Genomic DNA, 20,837 nt, shown 5'->3' with positions numbered 1-20,837 from the left:
TCGCCACGTGAACTGCACCTTACTCAGTTGGGTGTCCAACTTTTGGGGTGCAGTTCACGTGGCGAGGGGTTGGCGGGTAATTATTTGGCAGCAGGTGCTGGAGCAGCGGCCTGTTCTGGCTGAAGCTGGAACACCACATCAACCTGATCGTCAAACTGAATGGTTGCCTGCTCGTAAGTTTCCTGTGCGGAAGCCGGAGCTGCATCAGCTTTCATCATGCGAACCATCGGGCTTGGCTGATAGTTAGACACATGGTAGCGCACGCTATAGACCGGCCCCAGTTTACTGTGGAAGCCTGCCGCCAGTGACTGAGCCTGGTGAATGGCATTTTCAATCGCTGCTTTGCGCGCCTGATCTTTATAGGCATCAGGTTGCGCAACCCCCAGCGACACGGAACGGATTTCATTCAGCCCCGCCTTTAATGCGCCATCCAGCAGCGAATTCAGTTTATCCAGTTGACGCAGAGTGACCTCAACCGTACGTACCGCACGATATCCCTTCAACACGCTCTTCCCGTCCTGATAGTCATAATCCGGCTGGGTACGCAGATTAGCGGAACTGATATCTTTTTTGTTTACGCCATTTTGCTCAAGGAAAGAGAGATATTGCGCAACACGCTGGTCGGCCTGTTTTTTGGCGCTCGCGGCGTCTTTGGCAGCAATATTCACTTCGATAGCAAGCGTCGCGATATCCGGTACCGCATCTACGCTCGCTGTGCCTGATGTGACAATATGTGGGCCATCCGGCAATTCATTTGCCTGAACCGCCATTGTGCTAAACCCAATTACTGCGGCCAGAGCCATCACTTTAAACTTCACTGTTGTATCTCCATGGTTATCACCCGACAACGGGGGTCTTGCCTGCAAGCTTAGCCGTTGCCAGACGAAAGTCCATCAGATGACGCCTAGTTAAAGAGTACCAGAATGTGTTCAACACCCTCTTTTGCCAGCTGAAATGCGATAAACCACATGACAACACCCACCACTACGTTGATGATTCGTTGTGCTTTGGCCGTGCGCAGGCGCGGGGCGAGCCAGGCTGCCAGCAGGGCAAGCGCGAAGAACCACAGGAACGATGCGCTGATAGTGCCCAGTGCAAACCAACGCTTCGGTATCACGTCTAACTGCCCACCCAAGCTGCCCAGCACCACAAAGGTGTCGAGATACACGTGCGGATTAAGCCAGGTCACCGCCAGCATGGTGGCAATAAGCTTCCAGCGCCCCTGCTTCATTACCTCAGCATTCGCCAGTTCAATATTGCTGCCGATAGCCGTTTTCAGTGCACCAAATCCATACCACAGCAAGAATGCAACGCCGCCCCAGGTCACCAGCGCCAGCAACCAAGGCGATGCCATCAGCAGCGCACTACCGCCAAAAATACCAGCACAGATCAGCAGCAGATCGCTTATCGCACAGAGCAACGCAACCATCAGATGATACTGGCGGCGAATACCCTGGTTCATCACAAAAGCATTTTGTGGGCCAAGCGGCAAGATCATCGCAGCACCAAGCACAAGACCTTGAAAATAATAAGATAACATGACTTTTTTCTTCAATTTATTCAGGAATGGCGCTGACTATAACGCGGCATTATCATTAGAGGAAATTGATAATTTTAATCATTAATTAGTAAAACTAATGAAAAGAGGCGGTTAGTGTGATCGCATCAGGCAGATGATACTAGGGGCAATATCTTAAGACATAATGCTGCTCATCATAAGATGCCGACACAATAAGGAAGTGGCATGAAACTACGTACCGTGATGCTTCACACATTAACCATTGCAGCTCTATCCTTTATCACCCGCGCAAGTGCAGAAACCGTGCTGCGTTACACTGACCATGAACCCTACGGCAATATGCGCACAAAGGCGATAAACGATATCTTCTTCGCTGCCATTGAAAAAGAATCGCAAGGTCATGTGCGCGTTGAAGCTCACTGGAATGGCGAGCTCTCCACGAGCTATAACGCACTACGCACCGTACAGGACGGTGAAAAAGCAGATATCGGTATCGTTGTGCCAGAATACACGCCCAAACAGCTACCATTATTCCAAATGTTCAAAAGCTTCCCTATTGGCCCAAATAGCGGCGAAAAGCAGGCGGCATTTTTCCAGCACGTCTTTGATGACATGCCAGAATTCAATGCAGAGCTAGCGAAAAACAATCTGGTCAATTTACAATTTTTCCTCGGCTACCCTGCCGCATTCTTCTCGACCTCCCCAATGACCTCATTAAATAACTTACAGGGTAAGACCTGGCGTACCGCCAGCTTCTGGCACCAGGCTTATCTGGAGAATGCTGGGGGTAAAGTGGTGAAAATGCCCTGGAATACACAAATTACCGATGCACTAAAATCCGGTACGTTGAATGGGTTGCTAGTGAATCTCGATAGCGGTGACGATATTCAGGCGCAGAAAGCAGCCAAATATATTCAGCTTTCACCTCAGCTATGGATGGGTCACGTCTATCTGCTGACCATCAATAAAGCGCGTTGGGATGCGCTTTCCGCTGAGGATAAAGCCGCTATTAGACGGGCGGCAACATCGACGCAACGGCAGATTGGCCCGCTGCTCGATAGCAGCCTGCGCAATATGGCGGACTCGATGCGTCAAAACGGTGCCAGTATCAGCTGGCTTTCACCCGCTGAATTACAGACCTGGCAGCAGGCCAGCCGCTATCAGCAGGAACAGGATAAATGGGTTGCTGAGCAAGAAAAAACAGGGGTCAACGACGCGGGACGGATTTTGAAGCAAGTGACTACCGTGCTTAACCAGGAAATGTACAAATAAAAAAAGCTCGCCATCATCAATGGCGAGCCTTTTATCTGAACCACGCAGGGTATTACTCTTGCGGTGCTTTTTCCGCTTTCATATTCACGTCTAACTGCGGGTAAGGAAAACTAATGCCGTTAGCGTCGAATTCACGCTTAATTTGCTCCAGCACGTCCCAATAGACGTTTTGCAGGTCACCGCTGAGGCTCCAGGCACGCACGACAAAATTCACCGACGACGCCGCCAGTTCATTTAAGCGTACGGTAATATCGCGATCTTTCAGCACACGTTTGTCTGACTCCAGGATACGCGTCAGGATCTGCTTAACCTGATCAATATCGGCATCGTAAGAAACGCCAATAATCCATTCGTTACGACGAGCCGGTTCACGGGAGAAGTTGATAATATTCCCAGCGATAATTTTACCGTTCGGGATAACAACAATTTTGCCATCAACGGTACGCATGGTGGTAGAGAAGATCTGCACGTTAAGCACGGTCCCCGCCACGCCGCCCAGGTCAACATACTCACCGGCACGGAACGGACGGAACATCACCAGCAGCACGCCTGCTGCCAGGTTGGAGAGTGAACCTTGCAGCGCCAAACCCACGGCCAAACCGGCGGCACCAAGTACTGCAATAACCGAAGCGGTCTGTACGCCGACGCGGCCAAGTGCAGCAATCAGCGTGAAAGCAATCACCGCATAGCGCACCAGTGCCGACAGGAAGTCCGCGACGGTAGCATCAATTTTACGTGCCAGCATCAGGCGGTTGACGGTATTCGAAACGATACGCGCTACAATCATCCCGACAATAATAATAGCGATTGCCGCAACGATATTAACCGCATAGCTCAGCAGTAATTCCTGATTGCGCACCAGCCACGTACCCGCGCCATTTATGCTATCGACAACGTTTAACTCTTCCATTCAATATTCCTTATGGGAAACAAAAAACGGCCTGTAAAAGTCAGGCAGGTGTAAAGGGTAAACAAAAAATCAGTGTTTTGCCAAACTGATCACATTTTTTCCCAGTCGATCATATTGAAAAGACAATAAAAAAGCCCGCTAGTTAGCGGGCTTTAAGACAAATTTCAGGTTTGTCTTACAGAACGTCTTTCGCGTTCAGTTCATTGAAAGCCTGTTCCAGACGGGCAATCATTGAAGTCTGAGCAGCACGCAGCCATACGCGTGGATCGTAGTATTTCTTGTTCGGCTGGTCTTCGCCTTTCGGGTTGCCCAGCTGACCCTGCAGGTAAGCTTCGTTATCTTTGTAGTAGTTCAGGATACCTTCCCAAGTTGCCCACTGGGTATCGGTATCGATGTTCATTTTGATAACGCCGTAGCTTACGGAGTCTTTGATTTCCTGAGCAGAAGAACCGGAACCGCCGTGGAAGACGAAGTTCAGGCTGTTGTGCGGCAGGTTATGTTTCTTAGAAACATAGTCCTGGGAATCGCGCAGGATAGTTGGGGTCAGAACCACGTTACCCGGTTTGTACACACCGTGTACGTTACCGAAGGAAGCCGCGATAGTGAAACGTGGGCTGATTTTGCTCAGCTCAGTGTACGCGTAGTCAACGTCTTCTGGCTGGGTGTACAGTGCAGAAGCGTCCATGTGGCTGTTGTCCACGCCGTCTTCTTCACCGCCGGTGCAACCCAGTTCGATTTCCAGAGTCATATCCATTTTGGACATGCGCGCCAGGTATTTGGAGCAGATTTCGATGTTTTCGTGCAGGGACTCTTCGGACAGGTCGATCATGTGAGAAGAGAACAGTGGCTTACCGGTTGCTGCAAAGTGTTTTTCACCGGCGTCCAGCAGACCATCGATCCACGGCAGCAGTTTCTTCGCGCAGTGGTCGGTGTGCAGGATAACAGGAACACCGTAATGCTCAGCCATCTGGTGAACGTGGTGCGCACCAGAGATAGCGCCCAGAATTGCTGCGCCCTGAGGAACGTCAGTTTTCACGCCTTTGCCTGCGATGAACGCAGCGCCGCCGTTGGAGAACTGTACGATAACCGGTGCTTTAACTTTTGCTGCGGTTTCCAGTACGGCGTTGATGGAGTCGGTACCGACGCAGTTAACGGCTGGCAGAGCAAAGTTGTTTTCTTTTGCTACCTGGAAAACTTTCTGTACGTCATCACCAGTAATTACGCCTGGTTTTACGAAATCAAAAATTTTAGACATGTTACGAGTCCTGTATCTTCGGCCTTGGAAAGGGGCGCGCCCTAAAGCGCAGTAATAATTGGGCAGGTTTCCCTGCCCTAAAATGGCTTACTTCTTAGCGCGCTCTTCGAGCATTGCTACTGCTGGCAGAACTTTACCTTCCACGAATTCGAGGAATGCGCCGCCGCCAGTAGAGATGTAGGAGATTTTGTCAGAAATACCGAACAGGTCGATAGCGGCCAGAGTATCGCCGCCGCCTGCGATGGAGAACGCGTCGCTGTCAGCGATAGCGTTAGCCACGATTTCAGTCCCTTTACGGAAGTTAGGGAATTCAAATACGCCAACCGGGCCGTTCCACAGAATGGTTTTAGCATTCTTCAGGATATCAGCCAGCTGCTGTGCAGAAGCATCGCCCAGGTCCAGAATCTGCTCATCATCTTTGATGTCGTTAACAGATTTCAGGGTCGCTGGTGCAGTTTCAGAGAACTCAGTTGCCACGCGAACGTCAGTTGGGACTGGGATATCGCAAGTGGTCAGCAGACGTTTTGCTTCTTCAACCAGGTCAGCTTCGTACAGAGATTTACCCACGTTGTGGCCTTGAGCGGCAACGAAGGTGTTCGCGATACCACCGCCAACGATCAGCTGGTCAGCGATTTTTGACAGAGAATCCAGAACGGTCAGTTTGGTAGAAACTTTAGAACCACCAACGATAGCAACCATTGGACGTGCTGGTTCTTTCAGCGCTTTACCCAGTGCGTCCAGTTCAGCAGCCAGCAGTGGGCCTGCGCACGCAACGTCAGCAAACTTGCCGATACCGTGAGTAGAAGCCTGTGCACGGTGTGCAGTACCGAATGCGTCCATCACGAATACGTCGCACAGTGCAGCGTATTTTTTAGACAGGGTTTCGTCGTCTTTCTTCTCGCCTTTGTTAAAGCGAACGTTTTCCAGAACGACCAGCTCACCGGCAGCCACTTCAACGCCGTCCAGGTAATCTTTAACCAGACGTACCGGGCTAGACAGTTTGTCTTTCAGGTAATTAACAACCGGCAGCAGAGAGAATTCTTCGTTGTACTCGCCTTCGGTCGGACGACCCAGGTGAGAAGTGACCATGACTTTTGCGCCCTGCTTCAGAGCCATTTCAATGGTTGGCAGAGATGCACGGATACGCGCGTCGCTGGTTACTTTCCCTTCTTTAACCGGCACGTTCAAATCCGCACGGATGAAAACGCGTTTACCAGCCAGATCCAGATCGGTCATCTTAATTACAGACATGGTGAATCCTCTCGTTGATACTTAAAGTTTTGTCGACGCTTAAGCGTCGAGCCTGAAACCAATAGCAGCCATTGCTAACGTCGTGTCGATCATTCGGTTAGCAAAGCCCCATTCGTTATCGCACCAGACCAATGTTTTGATCAGATGCGCTCCACTCACCCGCGTCTGCGTGCCATCAACAATGGCACTATGCGGATCGTGATTAAAATCAGTCGAGACCAACGGTAATTCCGTATAGTCAACTATACCATGAAATGCATCCTGTGCTGCTTTTTGCAGCAACTGGTTGACTTCATGGGCTTTTACAGGTTTCTTCACCGTCACGCTCAGGTCAATAGCCGTCACGTTGATGGTCGGCACACGCACTGCAATCGCCTCAAAACGGTCGCTAAACTGCGGGAAAATACGGGCGATGCCCGCCGCAAGTTTGGTGTCGACAGGAATGATAGATTGGCTTGCCGCGCGTGTGCGGCGTAAATCCGGGTGATAGGCGTCAATCACCTGCTGGTCATGCATCGCGGAATGGATAGTCGTGACCGTGCCCGATTCAATGCCGTAGGCATCATCTAACAATTTGATGACGGGGATTATGCAATTCGTGGTACAGGAGGCGTTGGACACAATACGGTGTTCGGCGCGCAGTTCATGTTCGTTAACACCAAACACAACGGTGGCATCGAGGTCGTTGCTGCCAGGATGTGAAAAGAGCACCTTCTTCGCGCCTGCGGCGATATGCGCTTCACCGTCCTCACGGCTACCGTATACACCGGTGCAGTCGAGCACGACATCAACCGACAGTTCACGCCAGGGTAGCGCGTCTATTGAGCGCTCGTGCAGAAGACGGATGGTATCATCGCCGACGTAGAGCTGTTCTCGCTCCTGGCGAACATCCCAGGCAAAGCGCCCATGGCTGGTGTCATATTTCAACAAATGCGCGATGCCGGCAGCATCTGCCAGTTCGTTGATTGCCACCACGGTGATTTCCGCACGACGTCCGGATTCATACAAAGCACGAACCACGTTACGTCCAATGCGACCGAAGCCATTAATCGCTACGCGTACGGTCATAGATCTCCTGCAAGGCTTTCCCGATGCAAAGTGGCTCACAGAGTAATGCAGCCACACGTTCAGGGAAACCTTACCTGCCACAAACAGTGACTGATTGGTTAAATGTTGAACAAATTGCCAACTGAAACGCTTCAGCTAGAATAAGCGAAACAAGGAATAAAAGGAATGTTTGTCCAGCCATAGAACGCGGTTATCTGACATGCGTCACACTTTCACGCCCTTTACCGCTGTATTTATTCCATATTCCAGAATCGTGAATAAGCGTAGCAATAATACTTCGTTGCCAGAGCAAAAATCCTGATTTATATCAGAGAGCCTGTTAACCCGCGTGTATATCATCTGCGCTACGTCCGAGTCTCGGAGTCCTTCAACCATGACCATCATCCATCCTCATTCGTCAGATGCCCGCTTTTATGCATTGCGTTTACTCCCAGGCCAGGAAGTGTTTTCCCAGCTCCATGCTTTCGTACAGCAACACCAGCTCAAGGCCGCCTGGATAGCGGGTTGTACCGGAAGCCTGACCGATGTAGCCCTGCGCTTTGCCGGACAAGACGACACTACGTTTATTACCGGCACCTGGGAGGTCATCTCCTTAAATGGCACGCTCGAACTCACCGGCGAGCATCTTCATCTGAGCGTTTCCGACGCGCAGGGCACAATGCGGGGCGGCCACATGATGCCTGGATGCACCGTGCGCACCACGCTTGAATTGGTGCTCGGCGAATTATCGGAACTGGCATTCAGCCGCCAGCCCTGCGTCGTGTCCGGCTACGACGAACTGGTTATTTCCTCCCGCTAACACGTCATCAATAAGAGGTTTTATATGGCACGTCGCCAATTTTCCAGCCAGTCTTTGGTGCTGATTGTTATTGCCATCGCCATTAACATGGTCGCAGGACAACTGATCAGCATGTTGAAATTACCCATTTTTCTCGACTCCATCGGTACCCTTATCAGCGCAGTTTTGTTGGGCCCAGTCGTCGGCATGTTAACGGGGTTATTGACCAATCTGCTGTGGGGGTTATTAACCGATCCTATCGCCGCCGCTTTCGCCCCGGTGGCGATGGTGATTGGTCTGGTCGCCGGATGGTTAGCGCGGGCCGGATGGTTTCGCACCCTGCCTAAAGTGGTGGCAAGCGGCGTAGTGATTACCCTTGCAGTGACCCTCATTGCGGTTCCTATCCGTACCACATTGTTTGGCGGCGTCACCGGCAGTGGGGCCGATTTATTCGTCGCCTGGATGCATTCCGTCGGCGAAGGTCTGGTTGAGTCGGTGGCTATCACCGTGATCGGCGCCAATCTGGTGGATAAAATTTTGACGGCACTGATTGTCTGGATGCTGTTGCGCCAGCTACCGCTGCGCACCACGCGTCATTTCCCAACCATGTCCGCTGTGCGCTAAATGCACCCGTTCACGTCGCTCACCCTGTGGGCACTCGCCGCGTGCTCTACGCTACTGCTACCAACCGGAGCGCCGCTTTACGTTTACAGCGCGGCGGTATTCCTGGTGTTGCTGTGCATGAAGGCCTCGCGCCATCGGGCGAAATATGTCGTCTGGTTGATGGTGCCTTTGGGGGTTGGCCTGTGGCTGGTGCACGGCGGCTGGTTGACCGAGTGGATTAGCGGCCAGCCGCGCGTGCCTGCGCGCTGGAGGGATGCCATTACCCTGTGGCTGCGAATACTGGCAATTGTGTCCACGTCGCAACTGTGGATGCAGTACGTCCCGGTAGCGCGCTTTATTCGCGCCCTGTTTGCCTCTCGTCTACCACCGGGTATTGCCTACCTGTTTGCAGGCCCGCTTTTGGTTGTCGAACAACTCAGACGTCAACTGGCGATTATCCATGAAGCCCAGCGTGCACGCGGTGTGCCGCTGGATGAGCGTTGGTATCAACGCCTGCGGGCCATGCCAGCCCTCATCGTGCCGCTTACGCATAACGCGCTAAACGATCTGGTGGTTCGTGGCGCGGCGCTGGATATGCGAGCCTTTCGCCTGCATCGCAGACGCACCACCCTTTGGGCGCCACAAGACAGCACCTTACAGCGCGCCGCCCGCTACACGATGGTGCTGGCGATACTGGTCGAAACAGGAGTGTGGATATGGTTACGTTAGAGCAGTTTCGCTACCTTCCGACGCACGCGAATCGACCCTCTGCCAGTATCGACTTTCACTGCGCAACCCATGGGATGGTGGCCATCTTTGGTGATAACGGTAGCGGCAAGAGCACGCTGGCGCAGTTGATGGCGGGATGGTATCCCGATTTCCTTCCCGGTGAAGTGGCTGGAACCGGTAACCTATTGGGTGTTCCGATTGGCCAGCTATCGCTGGTTGAACAGTCGCAAACTATTCAGCTGGTGCAGCAATCGCCTTACCTGCAACTTTCTGGCTGCACATTCAGCGTGGAAGAAGAAGTGGCATTTGGCCCGGAAAACCTCTGTCTGCCTGAGGAGGAGATTCTGCAACGGATTGATAACGCGCTTACGCTAACGGAGTGCCAGCCGCTGCGTCATCGCCATCCGGGCACGCTTTCAGGTGGCGAAACTCAACGCGTGGTGATTGCCAGTGCGCTCGCCATGCACCCCAAAATCTTAATACTGGATGAAGCATTCAGTCGTCTCACCGAGCAGGCCACTGACCTTCTCCTGAGCCGCTTGCAACGCTGGTCGCAAGCACAGCGATCGTTGGTCATTTTGTTCGAGCGCCATCACTCGCCTTTTCGCGCATATTGCCAGCAAGCATGGCAGTTGGATAAGGGAGGTTTAACGTCGTTATGTTGATTTTAAATGAGGTGAGCTTTCGCTGGCCGGGCGCGTCTGATACGTGCCTGCACAAGATTTCACTGCAACTCAATCCGGGAGAGTGGCTTGCGCTCACCGGTGATAACGGCGCGGGGAAATCCACGCTGCTGAGAGTGATGGCGGGGCTTTTATCGCCCTCCTCCGGTACGATAACGCTAGACAACAAGCCCATTGCGCAACTGAAAAACCGCCAACGCGCAACGATGATCGGCGTACTGTTTCAGGAAGCTGAGAATCAGATTTTTCATAGCAAGGTGGCAGAGGAAGTGGCCTTTGGCCTGCGGCTGCAAAAGCTACCCGCCGCAGAAATTGCGCAACGAACCGCAGCAGCGCTGCAATTATGCCAATTAACGGACGTTGCCGATGCACACCCGTTGGATCTGCATACCGCACAGCGCCGCATGGTCGCAGTTGCAAGTCTTGAGGCCATGGCCCCCGCGATGGTGATGCTCGATGAACCGAGCCGGGATTTTGATGCTCACTGGCTAGGCGTCTTTGAAAACTGGCTTGGAGTTTGTCGCAAGCGTCACACCAGCGTGGTTGCCATCAGCCATGATAATGACTTTACCCAACGCCACTTTTCCCGCGTGGTGCGCCTCGAAAAGGGGCAACTCAACCCCCTGGCGTAGGCAAAAAAAACGGGCCGCCTAAGCGACCCGTTTTCCACTGTAATAAAAACTACAGCAGCGCTTTCGCTTTCGCGACCACGTTCTCAACGGTGAAGCCGAACTCTTCAAACAGCAGCTCAGCCGGTGCAGACTCACCAAAGGTAGTCATACCAACGATAGCGCCGTTCAGGCCCACGTATTTGAACCAGTAGTCAGCGATACCCGCTTCCACTGCCACACGAGCGGAAACCGCTTTAGGCAGTACGGACTCACGGTAAGCAGCATCCTGCTTGTCGAATGCGTCGGTAGACGGCATGGAAACCACGCGCGCTTTCACGCCTTCAGCAGTCAGTTTTTCGTAAGCGGCAACCGCCAGCTCAACTTCAGAACCAGTTGCGATGAAGATAAGCTCAGGCTGACCTGCGCAATCTTTCAGCACGTAACCACCGCGCGCCACGTTTGCCAGCTGCTCTGCGGTACGGTCTTGCTGTGCCAGGTTCTGACGGGAGAGGATCAGTGCGGTCGGGCCATCCTGACGCTCAACGCCATATTTCCACGCGATAGCGGATTCAACCTGGTCACATGGACGCCATGTGCTCATGTTCGGCGTCACGCGCAGAGAAGCAACCTGCTCTACCGGCTGGTGAGTTGGGCCATCTTCGCCCAGACCGATGGAGTCGTGGGTGTAGACCATCACCTGGCGTTTCTTCATCAATGCTGCCATACGCACCGCGTTACGGGCATATTCAACGAACATCAGGAAGGTTGAGGTGTACGGCAGGAAACCACCGTGCAGCGAGATACCGTTAGCGATAGCGGTCATACCGAATTCACGCACGCCGTAATGGATATAGTTACCCGCGATGTCTTCGTTGATGGCTTTAGAACCAGACCAGATAGTCAGGTTAGATGGCGCAAGGTCAGCTGAACCGCCGAGGAATTCAGGCAGCAGAGGACCGAAAGCTTCAATCGCATTCTGGGAGGCTTTACGGCTCGCGATTTTCGCAGGGTTTGCCTGCAGTTTCGCAATGATTTCGTTCGCTTTTGCGTCGAAATCGGCTGGCATGTCACCTTTCATACGACGGGTGAATTCAGCAGCTTCCTGTGGGAAGGCTTTCGCGTAAGCGGCAAACTTCTCGTTCCAGCTCGCTTCTTTCGCCTGGCCTGCAGCTTTAGCATCCCACTGCGCGTAAATGTCAGCCGGGATTTCGAATGGACCGTATTTCCAGCCCAGCGCTTCACGGGTCAGCGCTACTTCGGCTTCACCCAGCGGTGCGCCGTGGGAGTCATGCGTACCTTGCTTGTTTGGAGAACCGAAACCAATCACGGTTTTGCACATCAGCAGGGATGGTTTGTCGGTAACCGCACGCGCTTCTTCTACCGCACGTTTGATAGCGTCTGCATCGTGACCGTCGATACCGCGGATAACGTGCCAGTTGTAGGCTTCAAAACGTTTCGCAGTGTCATCAGTGAACCAGCCTTCAACGTGGCCGTCGATGGAGATGCCGTTGTCGTCGTAGAACGCAACCAGTTTACCCAGTTTAAGGGTACCGGCCAGGGAGCACACTTCGTGAGAAATGCCTTCCATCATGCAACCATCACCCATAAATGCGTAGGTGAAGTGGTCAACAATGTCGTGACCTGGACGGTTAAACTGCGCCGCCAGCGTTTTTTCTGCAATCGCCATGCCCACAGCGTTGGCAATACCCTGACCCAGTGGACCCGTGGTGGTTTCAACACCTGCGGTATAACCCACTTCCGGGTGACCTGGGGTTTTAGAATGCAGCTGACGGAAGTTCATCAGTTCAGACATTGGCAGGTCGTAGCCGGTGAGGTGCAGCAGGCTATAGATCAGCATGGAGCCGTGGCCGTTAGACAGAACAAAGCGGTCACGGTCAGCCCAGGACGGATTTTGTGGGTTATGGTTCATAAAATCACGCCACAGGACTTCGGCAATGTCAGCCATACCCATAGGGGCACCCGGGTGACCGGATTTGGCTTTCTGTACTGCGTCCATGCTCAGCGCACGAATAGCATTAGCAAGCTCTTTACGTGAGGACATTTTGACTCCAGTTCGGACTGTTGAAGGCAACCCTAACGTCACAAGGCGCATACGTTACGGGCTATGCCAGAAAAAAGTGCCAACAATGTAACCTATGCGACAAAGCATGTACATGGAGCATCCTTTTGCGTATTCAGAAATCTCTGGAACAGAGGTTAACAAGATGTAATCTGCTCGCCCGCAACCCGCGATATTCTTTATACTTAGTCAAACTCTGGCGACACGGTTCCAGGGCACTCTCAGATAAACGACTTTGGAAGCAATCTCATGAAAAAAAGGGCGATGGTATTGGCTTTCGGCGCGACTTTAATGCTGAGCGGCTGTCAGAATATGGACTCAAACGGCCTGATGAACTCAGGCACCGGTGCTCTACAGGCATTCTCCTTAAGCGATCAGCAGGTGCAAGCCCTTAGCGATCAGGCCTGTAAGGATATGGACAGTAAAGCTACCATTGCCCCGGCAGGCAGCGACTACGTCAAGCGGTTGAATAAGATTGCCGGCGCGCTCGGCGACAACATCAATGGTCAGCCGGTGAACTACAAAGTCTACGTCGCCAAGGACGTGAACGCCTTTGCCATGGCCAACGGCTGCATCCGCGTTTACAGCGGCCTGATGGACATGATGAATGACAATGAAGTCGAAGCGGTTGTCGGCCACGAAATGGGCCACGTTGCGCTGGGCCATGTGAAAAAAGGGATGCAGGTCGCCATTGGCACCAACGCCCTGCGCGCGGCGGCGGCGTCAGCGGGCGGCATCGTGGGTAACCTGTCGCAATCTCAGTTGGGCGATTTGGGTGAGAAGCTGGTGAACTCCCAGTTCTCGCAGCGCCAGGAAGCAGAAGCAGACGACTATTCCTACGATCTGCTGCGCCAACGAGGCATCAACCCGACCGGGCTGGCGACCAGTTTTGAGAAGCTGGCGAAACTCGAAGATGGCCGTCAAAGCTCAATGTTTGACGATCACCCGGGATCGCTTGAACGCGCCCAGCATATTCGCGAACGTCTTAGCGCCGACGGAATTAAGTAATCCATTAAAGGGGGGCAATATTGCCCCCCTTGCCATAATTAGAAAAAAAGATTAAAAAAGCTAAACGGCATCAATTGATAATTTAAGCGCACAAACCGTTAAATATATTCCTGAGTGGACTCAGAGAAATATATATACCGTCATCGCAACACCCCATCATTTATCCTGGGTATTAATATAAATAGCTATTTTTTATCTTTCCTGGCGCTGGCTTGCCGAACATTCAAATAGTCTATAGCCGCGCAGCCCCGACGACCGCCACACCTCATTCAGCTTACGTCTCAACGAAACATCCGCTCATAGAATGATTGCTTTTGACATTTATTCAGGTGAATATCGAATTGGTAACAACACAATTCGACCGTTTTATAAATAGAGAAGTTCCCTTCGTGAAAAATAAATTAGCCTTAATCACCTTAAGTATTATTGCCTCTGCGCCCGCTTTTGCTAGCCAGCAATCTGACAGTCAGGGATTTGTTGATGACAGTCATCTGGATCTCTTTTTACGTAACGCTTATATCAAACGTGATTACCGGGACGGTCTGCACGATAAAAGTGAGTGGGGCCAGGGTCTTATTGCCACCTTCGAGTCAGGTTTTACGCAAGGCCCGATTGGCTTTGGTGTCGACGGTATCGCACAGTATGCCGTACGTCTTGATGGGGGCCGTGGAAATAGCGGTGCGGGCGGCATTGATTTCTTTGCCCAGGATAATGACGGTCGTGCAAAATCCGATCTCGCAAAGTTTGGCGCAACGGCCAAAATGCGCTTCTCCAACACCGTATTAAGCTACGGTAGCCAGCGTCCGGCGCTGCCTATTATCACCGCCGATGAGTCACGTCTGCTGTACGAAAGCTACACCGGCGCCATGCTGAACTCTAAAGAGATTACCGGACTGGATGTCAACGCCGGCTATCTTACCGACCAGCAGCGTAAAAGCGACGACAGCCACAACAGCGGCCTGAAAAGCATCACCTTCGGCGGCGCAAGCTACCAGTTCAACGACCAATTGAGCGGCGCGCTGTATGCCTCTCACGTGGAAGACGTGCTGAATAAGCAGTACCTCGGCCTCAACTACGCGCAGCCACTGGCGGCAGAGCAGAAGCTGGTCTTCGATTTCAACGGCTACAACTCTCGCCTTGATAGCGAATACGCTGACTCACTCGACACCGGACGCAGTAACAGCATCTGGAGCCTGGCAACCAGCTATATCTGGGATATTCATACCTTCAAGATTGCTTACCAGCAAAGTAGCGGCAGCACGGGCTATCATTACGGCAGCTACCAAAATCAGGGTGGCGTCGGCGATGGCGGCAATACCATTTGGCTGGCCAACTCCTACTGGTCTGATTTTAATGGCGAAGATGAACGTTCATGGCAGGCATCCTATGCGCTGGACTTCGGCGGTCTGGGCTTGCCGGGCCTAAGCTGGACCACCGCTTACGTTCGCGGTGACAATATTAAGACAGCGGAAACCAGTAACGGTAAAGAGCACGAGTGGTTTAACCAGGTGCAGTACCAGGTTCAGGACGGCGTGGCGAAAGATCTGAAGTTTAAAGTTCGCTACTCGGTGCTGCGCGTGTCGAGCAACGCCAGCGACTACAACGTCAGCGGGAATGAAGTACGCGTTTACGTCGAGTATCCGTTTAACGCGTTTTAATGATTGAGCGGGTTTTCCCGGCGGCGCTGCGCTTGGCCGGGCTACCGATTGGTCGGCAGGCCGAGGCGTTTACGCCGACGCCGGGAAAACCCTGCAAAGGCTTATTCGCCCTTCTTCGCCGCCTGGATATAGAGCATTTCCAGCGCCAACGTCGCCGCTGCCAGCGCGGTGATCTCTGACTGATCGTAAGCTGGAGCCACTTCTACCACGTCCATACCGACGATGTTCAGATCTTTCAGGCCACGTACCAGTTTAATCGCACGGTCAGACGTCAGACCGCCAATCACTGGCGTACCGGTACCTGGAGCAAATGCCGGGTCCAGACAATCGATATCGAAAGTCAGGTAAACCGGCATATCGCCGACGATCTGCTTAACCTGAGCGATGATATCGTCCACGCTGCGATCGTTAACCTGACCAGCATCCAGCACGGTGAAGCCGTTGTCTTTATCGAACTCGGTGCGGATACCAATCTGTACGGAGTGATTCGGGTCGATCAGACCTTCATTTGGCGCGGTGAAGAACATGGTGCCGTGGTCGAATTCACAGCCGTTGGCGTAGGTATCGGTATGGGCATCAAAGTGAACCAGCGCCATTTTACCGAAGTGTTTTGCATGCGCGCGCAGCAGCGGCAGGGTCACGAAGTGGTCGCCACCGAAAGAGAGCATACGCTTACCGGCTGCCAGCAGTTTTTCCGCGTGCGCCTGCAGTTTTTCACTCATTTCACGGGCATCGCCGAAGGCGTAAACCAGATCGCCGCAGTCCACCACGTTCAGGCGTTCGCGCATGTCGAAGTTCCACGGGAAGCGGTTGTGCTCCCAGGCCAGGTTAGTGGAAACCTGACGAATCGCCGCCGGGCCGTGACGGCCACCGGCACGACCAGAGGTCGCCATATCAAACGGTACGCCGGTAATCACCCAATCCGCATCGCTGTCATACGGCATGAAGTTCATCGGCAGACGAAGAAAACCAAACGCGTTGGAAACCAGGGAGTTGTCGTATTGATGACCCAAGGTGCTCATGTGCTGACCTCTTATAAAATCATGGTAAAAAAAATCCCCTCCGCGTCGTTAGGCCCGACGAGGAAGGGATTGATTAGATAACTGCATATTTGCGGCGGATTATCGCCGTTAATTTGTACGGATTCAAGCCTGTCGACCATCGTGCGGCTTGCGCCCTCACCCCGCCCCTCTCCCAGAGGGATAGAGAGAAAACCATCCGACCTTTGGAGTGCGAGAAAACCAGACCGCACCGCTCGGTTCCCTCGCCCCTTTGGGGAGAGGGTTAGGGTGAGGGGCCCGTAACTTACTCGTCTTCCAGATAAGTATAGCCGTACAACCCAGCCTCAAACTCTTCCAGGAATTGCTGTTGCAGCGCCTCATCCAGATCGGTGTTCTTAACCTGATCACGGAACTGCGTCAGCAGGGTATTCGGATCCAGCTGAACGTATTGCAGCATATCCGCTACGGTATCGCCCTCATCAGACAGCTCAACTTCCACACTGCCGTCAGGGAAGACGAACACGTCAACCGCTTCGGTATCGCCGAACAGGTTGTGCATGTTACCCAGGATTTCTTGATACGCGCCAACCATAAAGAAGCCCAGCATCGGCGGGTTCTCCGGGTCGTATTCCGGCATCGGCATGGTCGTGGCAATCCCGTCACCGTCGACGTAATGGTCGATAGCACCGTCAGAGTCACAGGTAATATCCAGCAGCACCGCACGACGCTCTGGTACCTTATTCAGGCCTTCCAGCGGCATCACCGGGAACAACTGATCGATACCCCACGCATCCGGCATTGATTGGAACAAGGAGAAGTTGACGTAAATCTTATCCGCCATGCGCTCCTGCAACTCATCAATAATCGGACGGTGCGCGCGATTGCTCGGGTCGAGCTGCTTTTGCACTTCGTGACACATATTCAGATACAGCTGCTCTGCCCACGCGCGCTCATGCAGGCTAAAGGTGCCAGAAGAATATCCAACGTGAATGTCATGCAGATCCATCTGACTGTCGTGCAACCATTCGCGCAGCGAGCGTCGGGTGCCCGGCTCGTGCATCTCCTGCCAGGTTTCCCACATACTTTGCAGCGCACGCGGCGCATCTTCAGCCGGAGGTGTGGCCTCGGTATGTTCGCTACGCTCAACGCCAATGATGTTAGACACCAGCACCGTATGGTGCGCCGTAACCGCACGACCAGACTCAGTGATTACCGTCGGGTGCGGCAGATCGTGTTCTTCACAGGCATCGCCAATCGCCCAGATAATGTTGTTAGCATATTCGTTCAAACCATAGTTCACGGAGCAATCGGACTGCGAGCGAGTACCTTCATAGTCCACGCCCAAGCCACCGCCGACGTCGAAGCACTGAATGTTGACACCAAGCTTGTGCAGTTCAACGTAGAAACGGGCTGATTCACGCACGCCGGTGGCGATATCGCGAATGTTCGCCATCTGTGAACCGAGGTGGAAGTGCAGCAGTTGAATGCTGTCCAGACGGCCACGTTCACGCAGAATTTCCACCAGTTGCAGCACCTGGTTTGCCGCCAGGCCGAACTTGGATTTTTCACCGCCGGAGGACTGCCATTTACCGGAACCCTGTGAAGCCAGACGCGCACGCACACCGAGGCGTGGAACCACGTTCAGACGTTCAGCTTCTTCCAGCACGATGGCGATTTCAGACATCTTCTCGATGACCAGATAGACCTTGTGGCCCATCTTCTCGCCCACCAGCGCCATACGAATATATTCACGGTCTTTATAGCCGTTACAGACGATCACGCTACGGGTCATGCCCGCGTGCGCCAGTACCGCCATCAGTTCCGCTTTTGAACCCGCTTCCAGGCCCAGCGGTTCGCCGGAATGGATCAGTGATTCAATCACGCGGCGATGCTGGTTAACCTTAATCGGGTAAACAAGGAAATAGTCGCCTTTGTAGCCATAGGATTCGCGCGCACGTTTAAACGCCGCGTTAATCGAGCGCAGACGATGCTGCAGGATCTGCGGGAAGCAGAACAGCGCTGGCAGACGTTGCCCCTGCGCTTCACGGGCCTTAACCAGCTCGGCTAAGTCAACTTTGGCTTCAGGTACATCGGGGTCTGGACAGACGCTGATATGGCCAAGTTCGTTGACGTCGTAGTAGTTATTGCCCCACCAGGCAATGTTGTATGTGCGTAGCATTTTGCTGGCTTCCTGGGAGCTCATCGCAACCTCCTGCATGGAACGTAGTACACCGCGTTCGCCTGCTGACGAAAGCGAATCCAATGAAATGTCGTCAGACATAGCGAACCTCAATTATTTATAACAAGTGTAAAACAGTTAACTACTATCGCAGCGTAACGTTGCGATAACAACCCATAAGCAGCCTGATTAGCCAGCACAACATGCTGGCGCACCGACTGTGCGACCGGTTTCTTATTCATATCATTGTAAAACACGCACCTGAACCTGAAGTAACAGTTCAGCGAAACCACGAGAAAACCCTTGTCGTAACAAGAGCGCCCTTGTTCATTCGTCCGTTACCGACCGGCTCTGGAGTCTTGAGAAGCGCCGAAATGGGTAGAACATCGGCTGGTATAAAAAGCAGAAATGGGGGATGTGTCCGTACCAGAATGGCACGGCAGAATCAGCGCAATACGACGGTTCATTATCTTGAATCACCTCCACGACCGCCCCGAAAGACGATCCACAAGCCAACGTAAAAGTTTAGCCCGGCTGGAAGTGGCAACACGTCGAAAATGACATGAGCTTTGGTATGAGCCGCGCGCGGCGTTTTATACCGATAAGCCGATAAAAATGCAAAAGATAAATACGCACATTGCCAACGGTGTCAGGAAAAATTGCCATGTCATAACCTGGCAGAATGCGAGCTACCTCAAAAAAAACTGGCAATGCGATAAACAAGTGACCTAAAATAGCCGTCCAGATGTTAATCCATCTATACCGATTAACACTCAGACTTCCAGTGACAACAGTCTGTTAGTCCATGGTAGAATCCTCCATCGTGACGAAACGGCACGACAGTTTGAGCTAACCAAATTCCTATTGGGTGATATTAAATATGGCAAAACACCTTTTTACGTCCGAGTCTGTATCCGAAGGGCATCCTGACAAAATTGCGGACCAAATTTCTGACGCCGTGCTGGATGCGATCCTCGAACAGGATCCGAAAGCTCGCGTAGCGTGCGAAACCTACGTCAAAACCGGTATGGTGCTGGTCGGCGGTGAAATCACCACCAGCGCATGGGTTGATATCGAAGAGATCACCCGTCAGACCGTTCGCGAGATTGGCTATGTGCATTCGGATATGGGCTTTGATGCCAACTCCTGTGCAGTACTGAGCGCAATTGGTAAACAGTCTCCGGACATCAATCAGGGCGTTGACCGCACCGATCCGCTGGAACAGGGCGCGGGCGACCAGGGTCTGATGTTTGGTTATGCAACCAACGAAACCGACGTGCTGATGCCTGCGCCAATCACCTACGCCCACCGTCTGGTGCAGCGTCAGGCTGAAGTGCGTAAAAACGGCACCCTGCCGTGGCTGCGTCCGGATGCAAAAAGCCAGGTAACCTTCCAGTATGATGATGGCAAAATCGTGGGTATTGATGCGGTAGTCCTGTCCACTCAGCACGCAGAAAGCATCGACCAGAAATCACTGCAAGAAGCGGTGATGGAAGAGATCATCAAGCCCGTTCTGCCAACTGAATGGCTGAACACGTCGACCAAATTCTTCATCAACCCAACCGGTCGTTTCGTTATCGGTGGCCCAATGGGCGACTGCGGCCTGACCGGTCGTAAAATCATCGTGGATACCTACGGCGGCATGGCGCGTCACGGCGGCGGTGCATTCTCAGGTAAAGATCCATCAAAAGTTGACCGCTCTGCCGCATACGCTGCACGTTATGTCGCGAAAAACATCGTGGCTGCCGGTCTGGCTGACCGCTGTGAGATTCAGGTTTCCTACGCTATTGGCGTGGCAGAACCTACCTCTATCATGGTGGAAACCTTCGGTACCGAGAAAGTGCCAACTGAACAGCTGACCCTGCTGGTACGTGAGTTCTTCGACCTGCGTCCATACGGCCTGATTCAGATGCTCGACCTGCTGCACCCAATCTACAAAGAGACAGCAGCTTACGGTCACTTCGGTCGCGAACATTTCCCATGGGAAAAAACCGACAAAGCAGCACAGCTGCGCGAAGCGGCTGGCCTGAAATAAGGTTCATCCGTTTTGATGAAAGCCAGCTTCGTGCTGGCTTTTTTTATGCTTGTCACTCTGGGAGCAGCGACGCCGGGGGAAATATCAGCGCCATAGCATTCATATCTTTTATGTAACAAGTTACACTTCCATACAATTCTGTGAAAGCGATTACATTAATTCACCCCCGCCATGCAAGCCTCAGGTAATAACCATGA

General features: G+C 52.8%; 20 protein-coding genes. 9 read left to right on the top strand and 11 right to left on the bottom strand.

Features of this window, described 5'->3' with window-relative positions:
• Positions 1 to 80: 80 nt before the first annotated feature.
• On the bottom strand, positions 81 to 818 hold the full coding sequence (locus U0026_RS04170) for an oxidative stress defense protein (protein WP_062772990.1): 738 nt from the start codon (positions 816 to 818) through the stop codon (positions 81 to 83).
• Between the two features lie 86 nt (positions 819 to 904).
• Positions 905 to 1,540, bottom strand: a complete 636-nt coding sequence (gene argO / locus U0026_RS04165; RefSeq protein WP_062772987.1) for an arginine exporter ArgO — start codon at positions 1,538 to 1,540, stop codon at positions 905 to 907.
• Between the two features lie 204 nt (positions 1,541 to 1,744).
• Here argO and dctP point away from each other — a divergent pair, with 204 nt between their 5' ends.
• Complete coding sequence (gene dctP, locus U0026_RS04160) at positions 1,745 to 2,791, top strand: TRAP transporter substrate-binding protein DctP (protein WP_062772984.1); 1,047 nt, start codon at positions 1,745 to 1,747, stop codon at positions 2,789 to 2,791.
• Between the two features lie 52 nt (positions 2,792 to 2,843).
• On the opposite strand, the gene mscS is transcribed toward dctP, so the two are convergent.
• The 4 genes from mscS to epd all read right to left on the bottom strand — a co-directional run bounded on the left by mscS (position 2,844) and on the right by epd (position 7,275).
• On the bottom strand, positions 2,844 to 3,701 hold the full coding sequence (mscS, locus tag U0026_RS04155) for a small-conductance mechanosensitive channel MscS (protein WP_062772981.1): 858 nt from the start codon (positions 3,699 to 3,701) through the stop codon (positions 2,844 to 2,846).
• A 175-nt stretch (positions 3,702 to 3,876) separates the two neighbouring features.
• Positions 3,877 to 4,956 carry a class II fructose-bisphosphate aldolase gene (gene fbaA / locus U0026_RS04150; RefSeq protein ID WP_062772978.1) on the bottom strand — a complete coding sequence of 360 codons (1,080 nt, stop codon included), beginning with the start codon at positions 4,954 to 4,956 and terminating at the stop codon, positions 3,877 to 3,879.
• 87 nt (positions 4,957 to 5,043) lie between these two features.
• The gene (pgk, locus tag U0026_RS04145) at positions 5,044 to 6,207 is read right to left on the bottom strand and encodes a phosphoglycerate kinase (protein ID WP_062772975.1); all 1,164 of its coding nucleotides are present in this window, start codon (positions 6,205 to 6,207) and stop codon (positions 5,044 to 5,046) included.
• 39 nt (positions 6,208 to 6,246) lie between these two features.
• Complete coding sequence (epd, locus tag U0026_RS04140; protein ID WP_062772972.1) at positions 6,247 to 7,275, bottom strand: erythrose-4-phosphate dehydrogenase; 1,029 nt, start codon at positions 7,273 to 7,275, stop codon at positions 6,247 to 6,249.
• A gap of 373 nt (positions 7,276 to 7,648) precedes the next feature.
• Here epd and U0026_RS04135 point away from each other — a divergent pair, with 373 nt between their 5' ends.
• Genes U0026_RS04135 through U0026_RS04115 form a run of 5 tightly spaced genes read left to right on the top strand, consistent with a single transcriptional unit; the run spans position 7,649 to position 10,700 of the window.
• Positions 7,649 to 8,074: a PPC domain-containing DNA-binding protein gene (locus tag U0026_RS04135; RefSeq protein WP_062772969.1), complete on the top strand. Its 426-nt coding sequence runs from the start codon at positions 7,649 to 7,651 to the stop codon at positions 8,072 to 8,074.
• 24 nt (positions 8,075 to 8,098) lie between these two features.
• Positions 8,099 to 8,677 carry an ECF transporter S component gene (locus tag U0026_RS04130; protein ID WP_062772966.1) on the top strand — a complete coding sequence of 193 codons (579 nt, stop codon included), beginning with the start codon at positions 8,099 to 8,101 and terminating at the stop codon, positions 8,675 to 8,677.
• Entirely contained in the window at positions 8,678 to 9,385 is a 708-nt protein-coding gene (locus tag U0026_RS04125; protein ID WP_062772963.1) for an energy-coupling factor transporter transmembrane component T, read from the top strand. It abuts the gene before it with no gap.
• Positions 9,373 to 10,050, top strand: coding sequence for an ABC transporter ATP-binding protein (locus U0026_RS04120; RefSeq protein WP_062772960.1), 678 nt, complete (start codon positions 9,373 to 9,375; stop codon positions 10,048 to 10,050). The genes U0026_RS04125 and U0026_RS04120 overlap by 13 nt, the downstream gene beginning before the upstream one ends.
• Positions 10,044 to 10,700: an ABC transporter ATP-binding protein gene (locus U0026_RS04115; RefSeq protein WP_062772957.1), complete on the top strand. Its 657-nt coding sequence runs from the start codon at positions 10,044 to 10,046 to the stop codon at positions 10,698 to 10,700. The genes U0026_RS04120 and U0026_RS04115 overlap by 7 nt, the downstream gene beginning before the upstream one ends.
• A gap of 49 nt (positions 10,701 to 10,749) precedes the next feature.
• Here the strand turns inward: U0026_RS04115 and tkt are convergent, their stop codons facing one another.
• Positions 10,750 to 12,741 carry a transketolase gene (tkt, locus tag U0026_RS04110; RefSeq protein WP_062772954.1) on the bottom strand — a complete coding sequence of 664 codons (1,992 nt, stop codon included), beginning with the start codon at positions 12,739 to 12,741 and terminating at the stop codon, positions 10,750 to 10,752.
• A 267-nt stretch (positions 12,742 to 13,008) separates the two neighbouring features.
• Here tkt and loiP point away from each other — a divergent pair, with 267 nt between their 5' ends.
• Positions 13,009 to 13,767, top strand: coding sequence for a metalloprotease LoiP (gene loiP, locus U0026_RS04105; protein WP_062772951.1), 759 nt, complete (start codon positions 13,009 to 13,011; stop codon positions 13,765 to 13,767).
• A gap of 389 nt (positions 13,768 to 14,156) precedes the next feature.
• Positions 14,157 to 15,425 carry an OprD family outer membrane porin gene (locus U0026_RS04100; RefSeq protein ID WP_062772948.1) on the top strand — a complete coding sequence of 423 codons (1,269 nt, stop codon included), beginning with the start codon at positions 14,157 to 14,159 and terminating at the stop codon, positions 15,423 to 15,425.
• Positions 15,426 to 15,526: 101 nt separating this feature from the next.
• Here U0026_RS04100 and speB read toward each other — a convergent pair whose 3' ends face one another.
• The 4 genes from speB to U0026_RS22830 all read right to left on the bottom strand — a co-directional run bounded on the left by speB (position 15,527) and on the right by U0026_RS22830 (position 19,072).
• Positions 15,527 to 16,447: an agmatinase gene (speB, locus tag U0026_RS04095; protein ID WP_062772945.1), complete on the bottom strand. Its 921-nt coding sequence runs from the start codon at positions 16,445 to 16,447 to the stop codon at positions 15,527 to 15,529.
• A 283-nt stretch (positions 16,448 to 16,730) separates the two neighbouring features.
• Positions 16,731 to 18,707 carry a biosynthetic arginine decarboxylase gene (gene speA / locus U0026_RS04090; RefSeq protein ID WP_073971083.1) on the bottom strand — a complete coding sequence of 659 codons (1,977 nt, stop codon included), beginning with the start codon at positions 18,705 to 18,707 and terminating at the stop codon, positions 16,731 to 16,733.
• 8 nt (positions 18,708 to 18,715) lie between these two features.
• A complete protein-coding gene (gene yqgB / locus U0026_RS04085) occupies positions 18,716 to 18,847 on the bottom strand; it encodes an acid stress response protein YqgB (RefSeq protein WP_156484201.1) in 132 nt (43 codons plus the stop codon).
• A gap of 96 nt (positions 18,848 to 18,943) precedes the next feature.
• Positions 18,944 to 19,072, bottom strand: coding sequence for a hypothetical protein (locus U0026_RS22830; RefSeq protein ID WP_421549732.1), 129 nt, complete (start codon positions 19,070 to 19,072; stop codon positions 18,944 to 18,946).
• Positions 19,073 to 19,485: 413 nt separating this feature from the next.
• Between U0026_RS22830 and metK the strand changes: the two genes are divergently transcribed.
• On the top strand, positions 19,486 to 20,640 hold the full coding sequence (metK, locus tag U0026_RS04080; RefSeq protein WP_062772936.1) for a methionine adenosyltransferase: 1,155 nt from the start codon (positions 19,486 to 19,488) through the stop codon (positions 20,638 to 20,640).
• Positions 20,641 to 20,837 lie beyond the last annotated feature (197 nt).

It is taken from the genome of Kluyvera intermedia (genome assembly GCF_034424175.1).
Taxonomy (GTDB): Bacteria; Pseudomonadota; Gammaproteobacteria; order Enterobacterales; family Enterobacteriaceae; genus Kluyvera; species Kluyvera intermedia.
The sequence above is the reverse complement of the archived record's forward strand: the minus strand, read 5'-3'. Positions and strand labels throughout refer to the sequence as shown.

Coding starts and splice junctions, on each gene's coding strand:
- argO (WP_062772987.1), bottom strand. CDS start 1,540: ATGTTATCTTATTATTTTCAAGGTCTTGTGCTTGGTGCTGCGATGATC.
- dctP (WP_062772984.1), top strand. CDS start 1,745: ATGAAACTACGTACCGTGATGCTTCACACATTAACCATTGCAGCTCTA.
- mscS (WP_062772981.1), bottom strand. CDS start 3,701: ATGGAAGAGTTAAACGTTGTCGATAGCATAAATGGCGCGGGTACGTGG.
- fbaA (WP_062772978.1), bottom strand. CDS start 4,956: ATGTCTAAAATTTTTGATTTCGTAAAACCAGGCGTAATTACTGGTGAT.
- pgk (WP_062772975.1), bottom strand. CDS start 6,207: ATGTCTGTAATTAAGATGACCGATCTGGATCTGGCTGGTAAACGCGTT.
- epd (WP_062772972.1), bottom strand. CDS start 7,275: ATGACCGTACGCGTAGCGATTAATGGCTTCGGTCGCATTGGACGTAAC.
- U0026_RS04135 (WP_062772969.1), top strand. CDS start 7,649: ATGACCATCATCCATCCTCATTCGTCAGATGCCCGCTTTTATGCATTG.
- U0026_RS04130 (WP_062772966.1), top strand. CDS start 8,099: ATGGCACGTCGCCAATTTTCCAGCCAGTCTTTGGTGCTGATTGTTATT.
- U0026_RS04125 (WP_062772963.1), top strand. CDS start 8,678: ATGCACCCGTTCACGTCGCTCACCCTGTGGGCACTCGCCGCGTGCTCT.
- U0026_RS04120 (WP_062772960.1), top strand. CDS start 9,373: ATGGTTACGTTAGAGCAGTTTCGCTACCTTCCGACGCACGCGAATCGA.
- U0026_RS04115 (WP_062772957.1), top strand. CDS start 10,044: ATGTTGATTTTAAATGAGGTGAGCTTTCGCTGGCCGGGCGCGTCTGAT.
- tkt (WP_062772954.1), bottom strand. CDS start 12,741: ATGTCCTCACGTAAAGAGCTTGCTAATGCTATTCGTGCGCTGAGCATG.
- loiP (WP_062772951.1), top strand. CDS start 13,009: ATGAAAAAAAGGGCGATGGTATTGGCTTTCGGCGCGACTTTAATGCTG.
- speB (WP_062772945.1), bottom strand. CDS start 16,447: ATGAGCACCTTGGGTCATCAATACGACAACTCCCTGGTTTCCAACGCG.
- speA (WP_073971083.1), bottom strand. CDS start 18,707: ATGTCTGACGACATTTCATTGGATTCGCTTTCGTCAGCAGGCGAACGC.
- yqgB (WP_156484201.1), bottom strand. CDS start 18,847: ATGAATAAGAAACCGGTCGCACAGTCGGTGCGCCAGCATGTTGTGCTG.
- U0026_RS22830 (WP_421549732.1), bottom strand. CDS start 19,072: ATGAACCGTCGTATTGCGCTGATTCTGCCGTGCCATTCTGGTACGGAC.
- metK (WP_062772936.1), top strand. CDS start 19,486: ATGGCAAAACACCTTTTTACGTCCGAGTCTGTATCCGAAGGGCATCCT.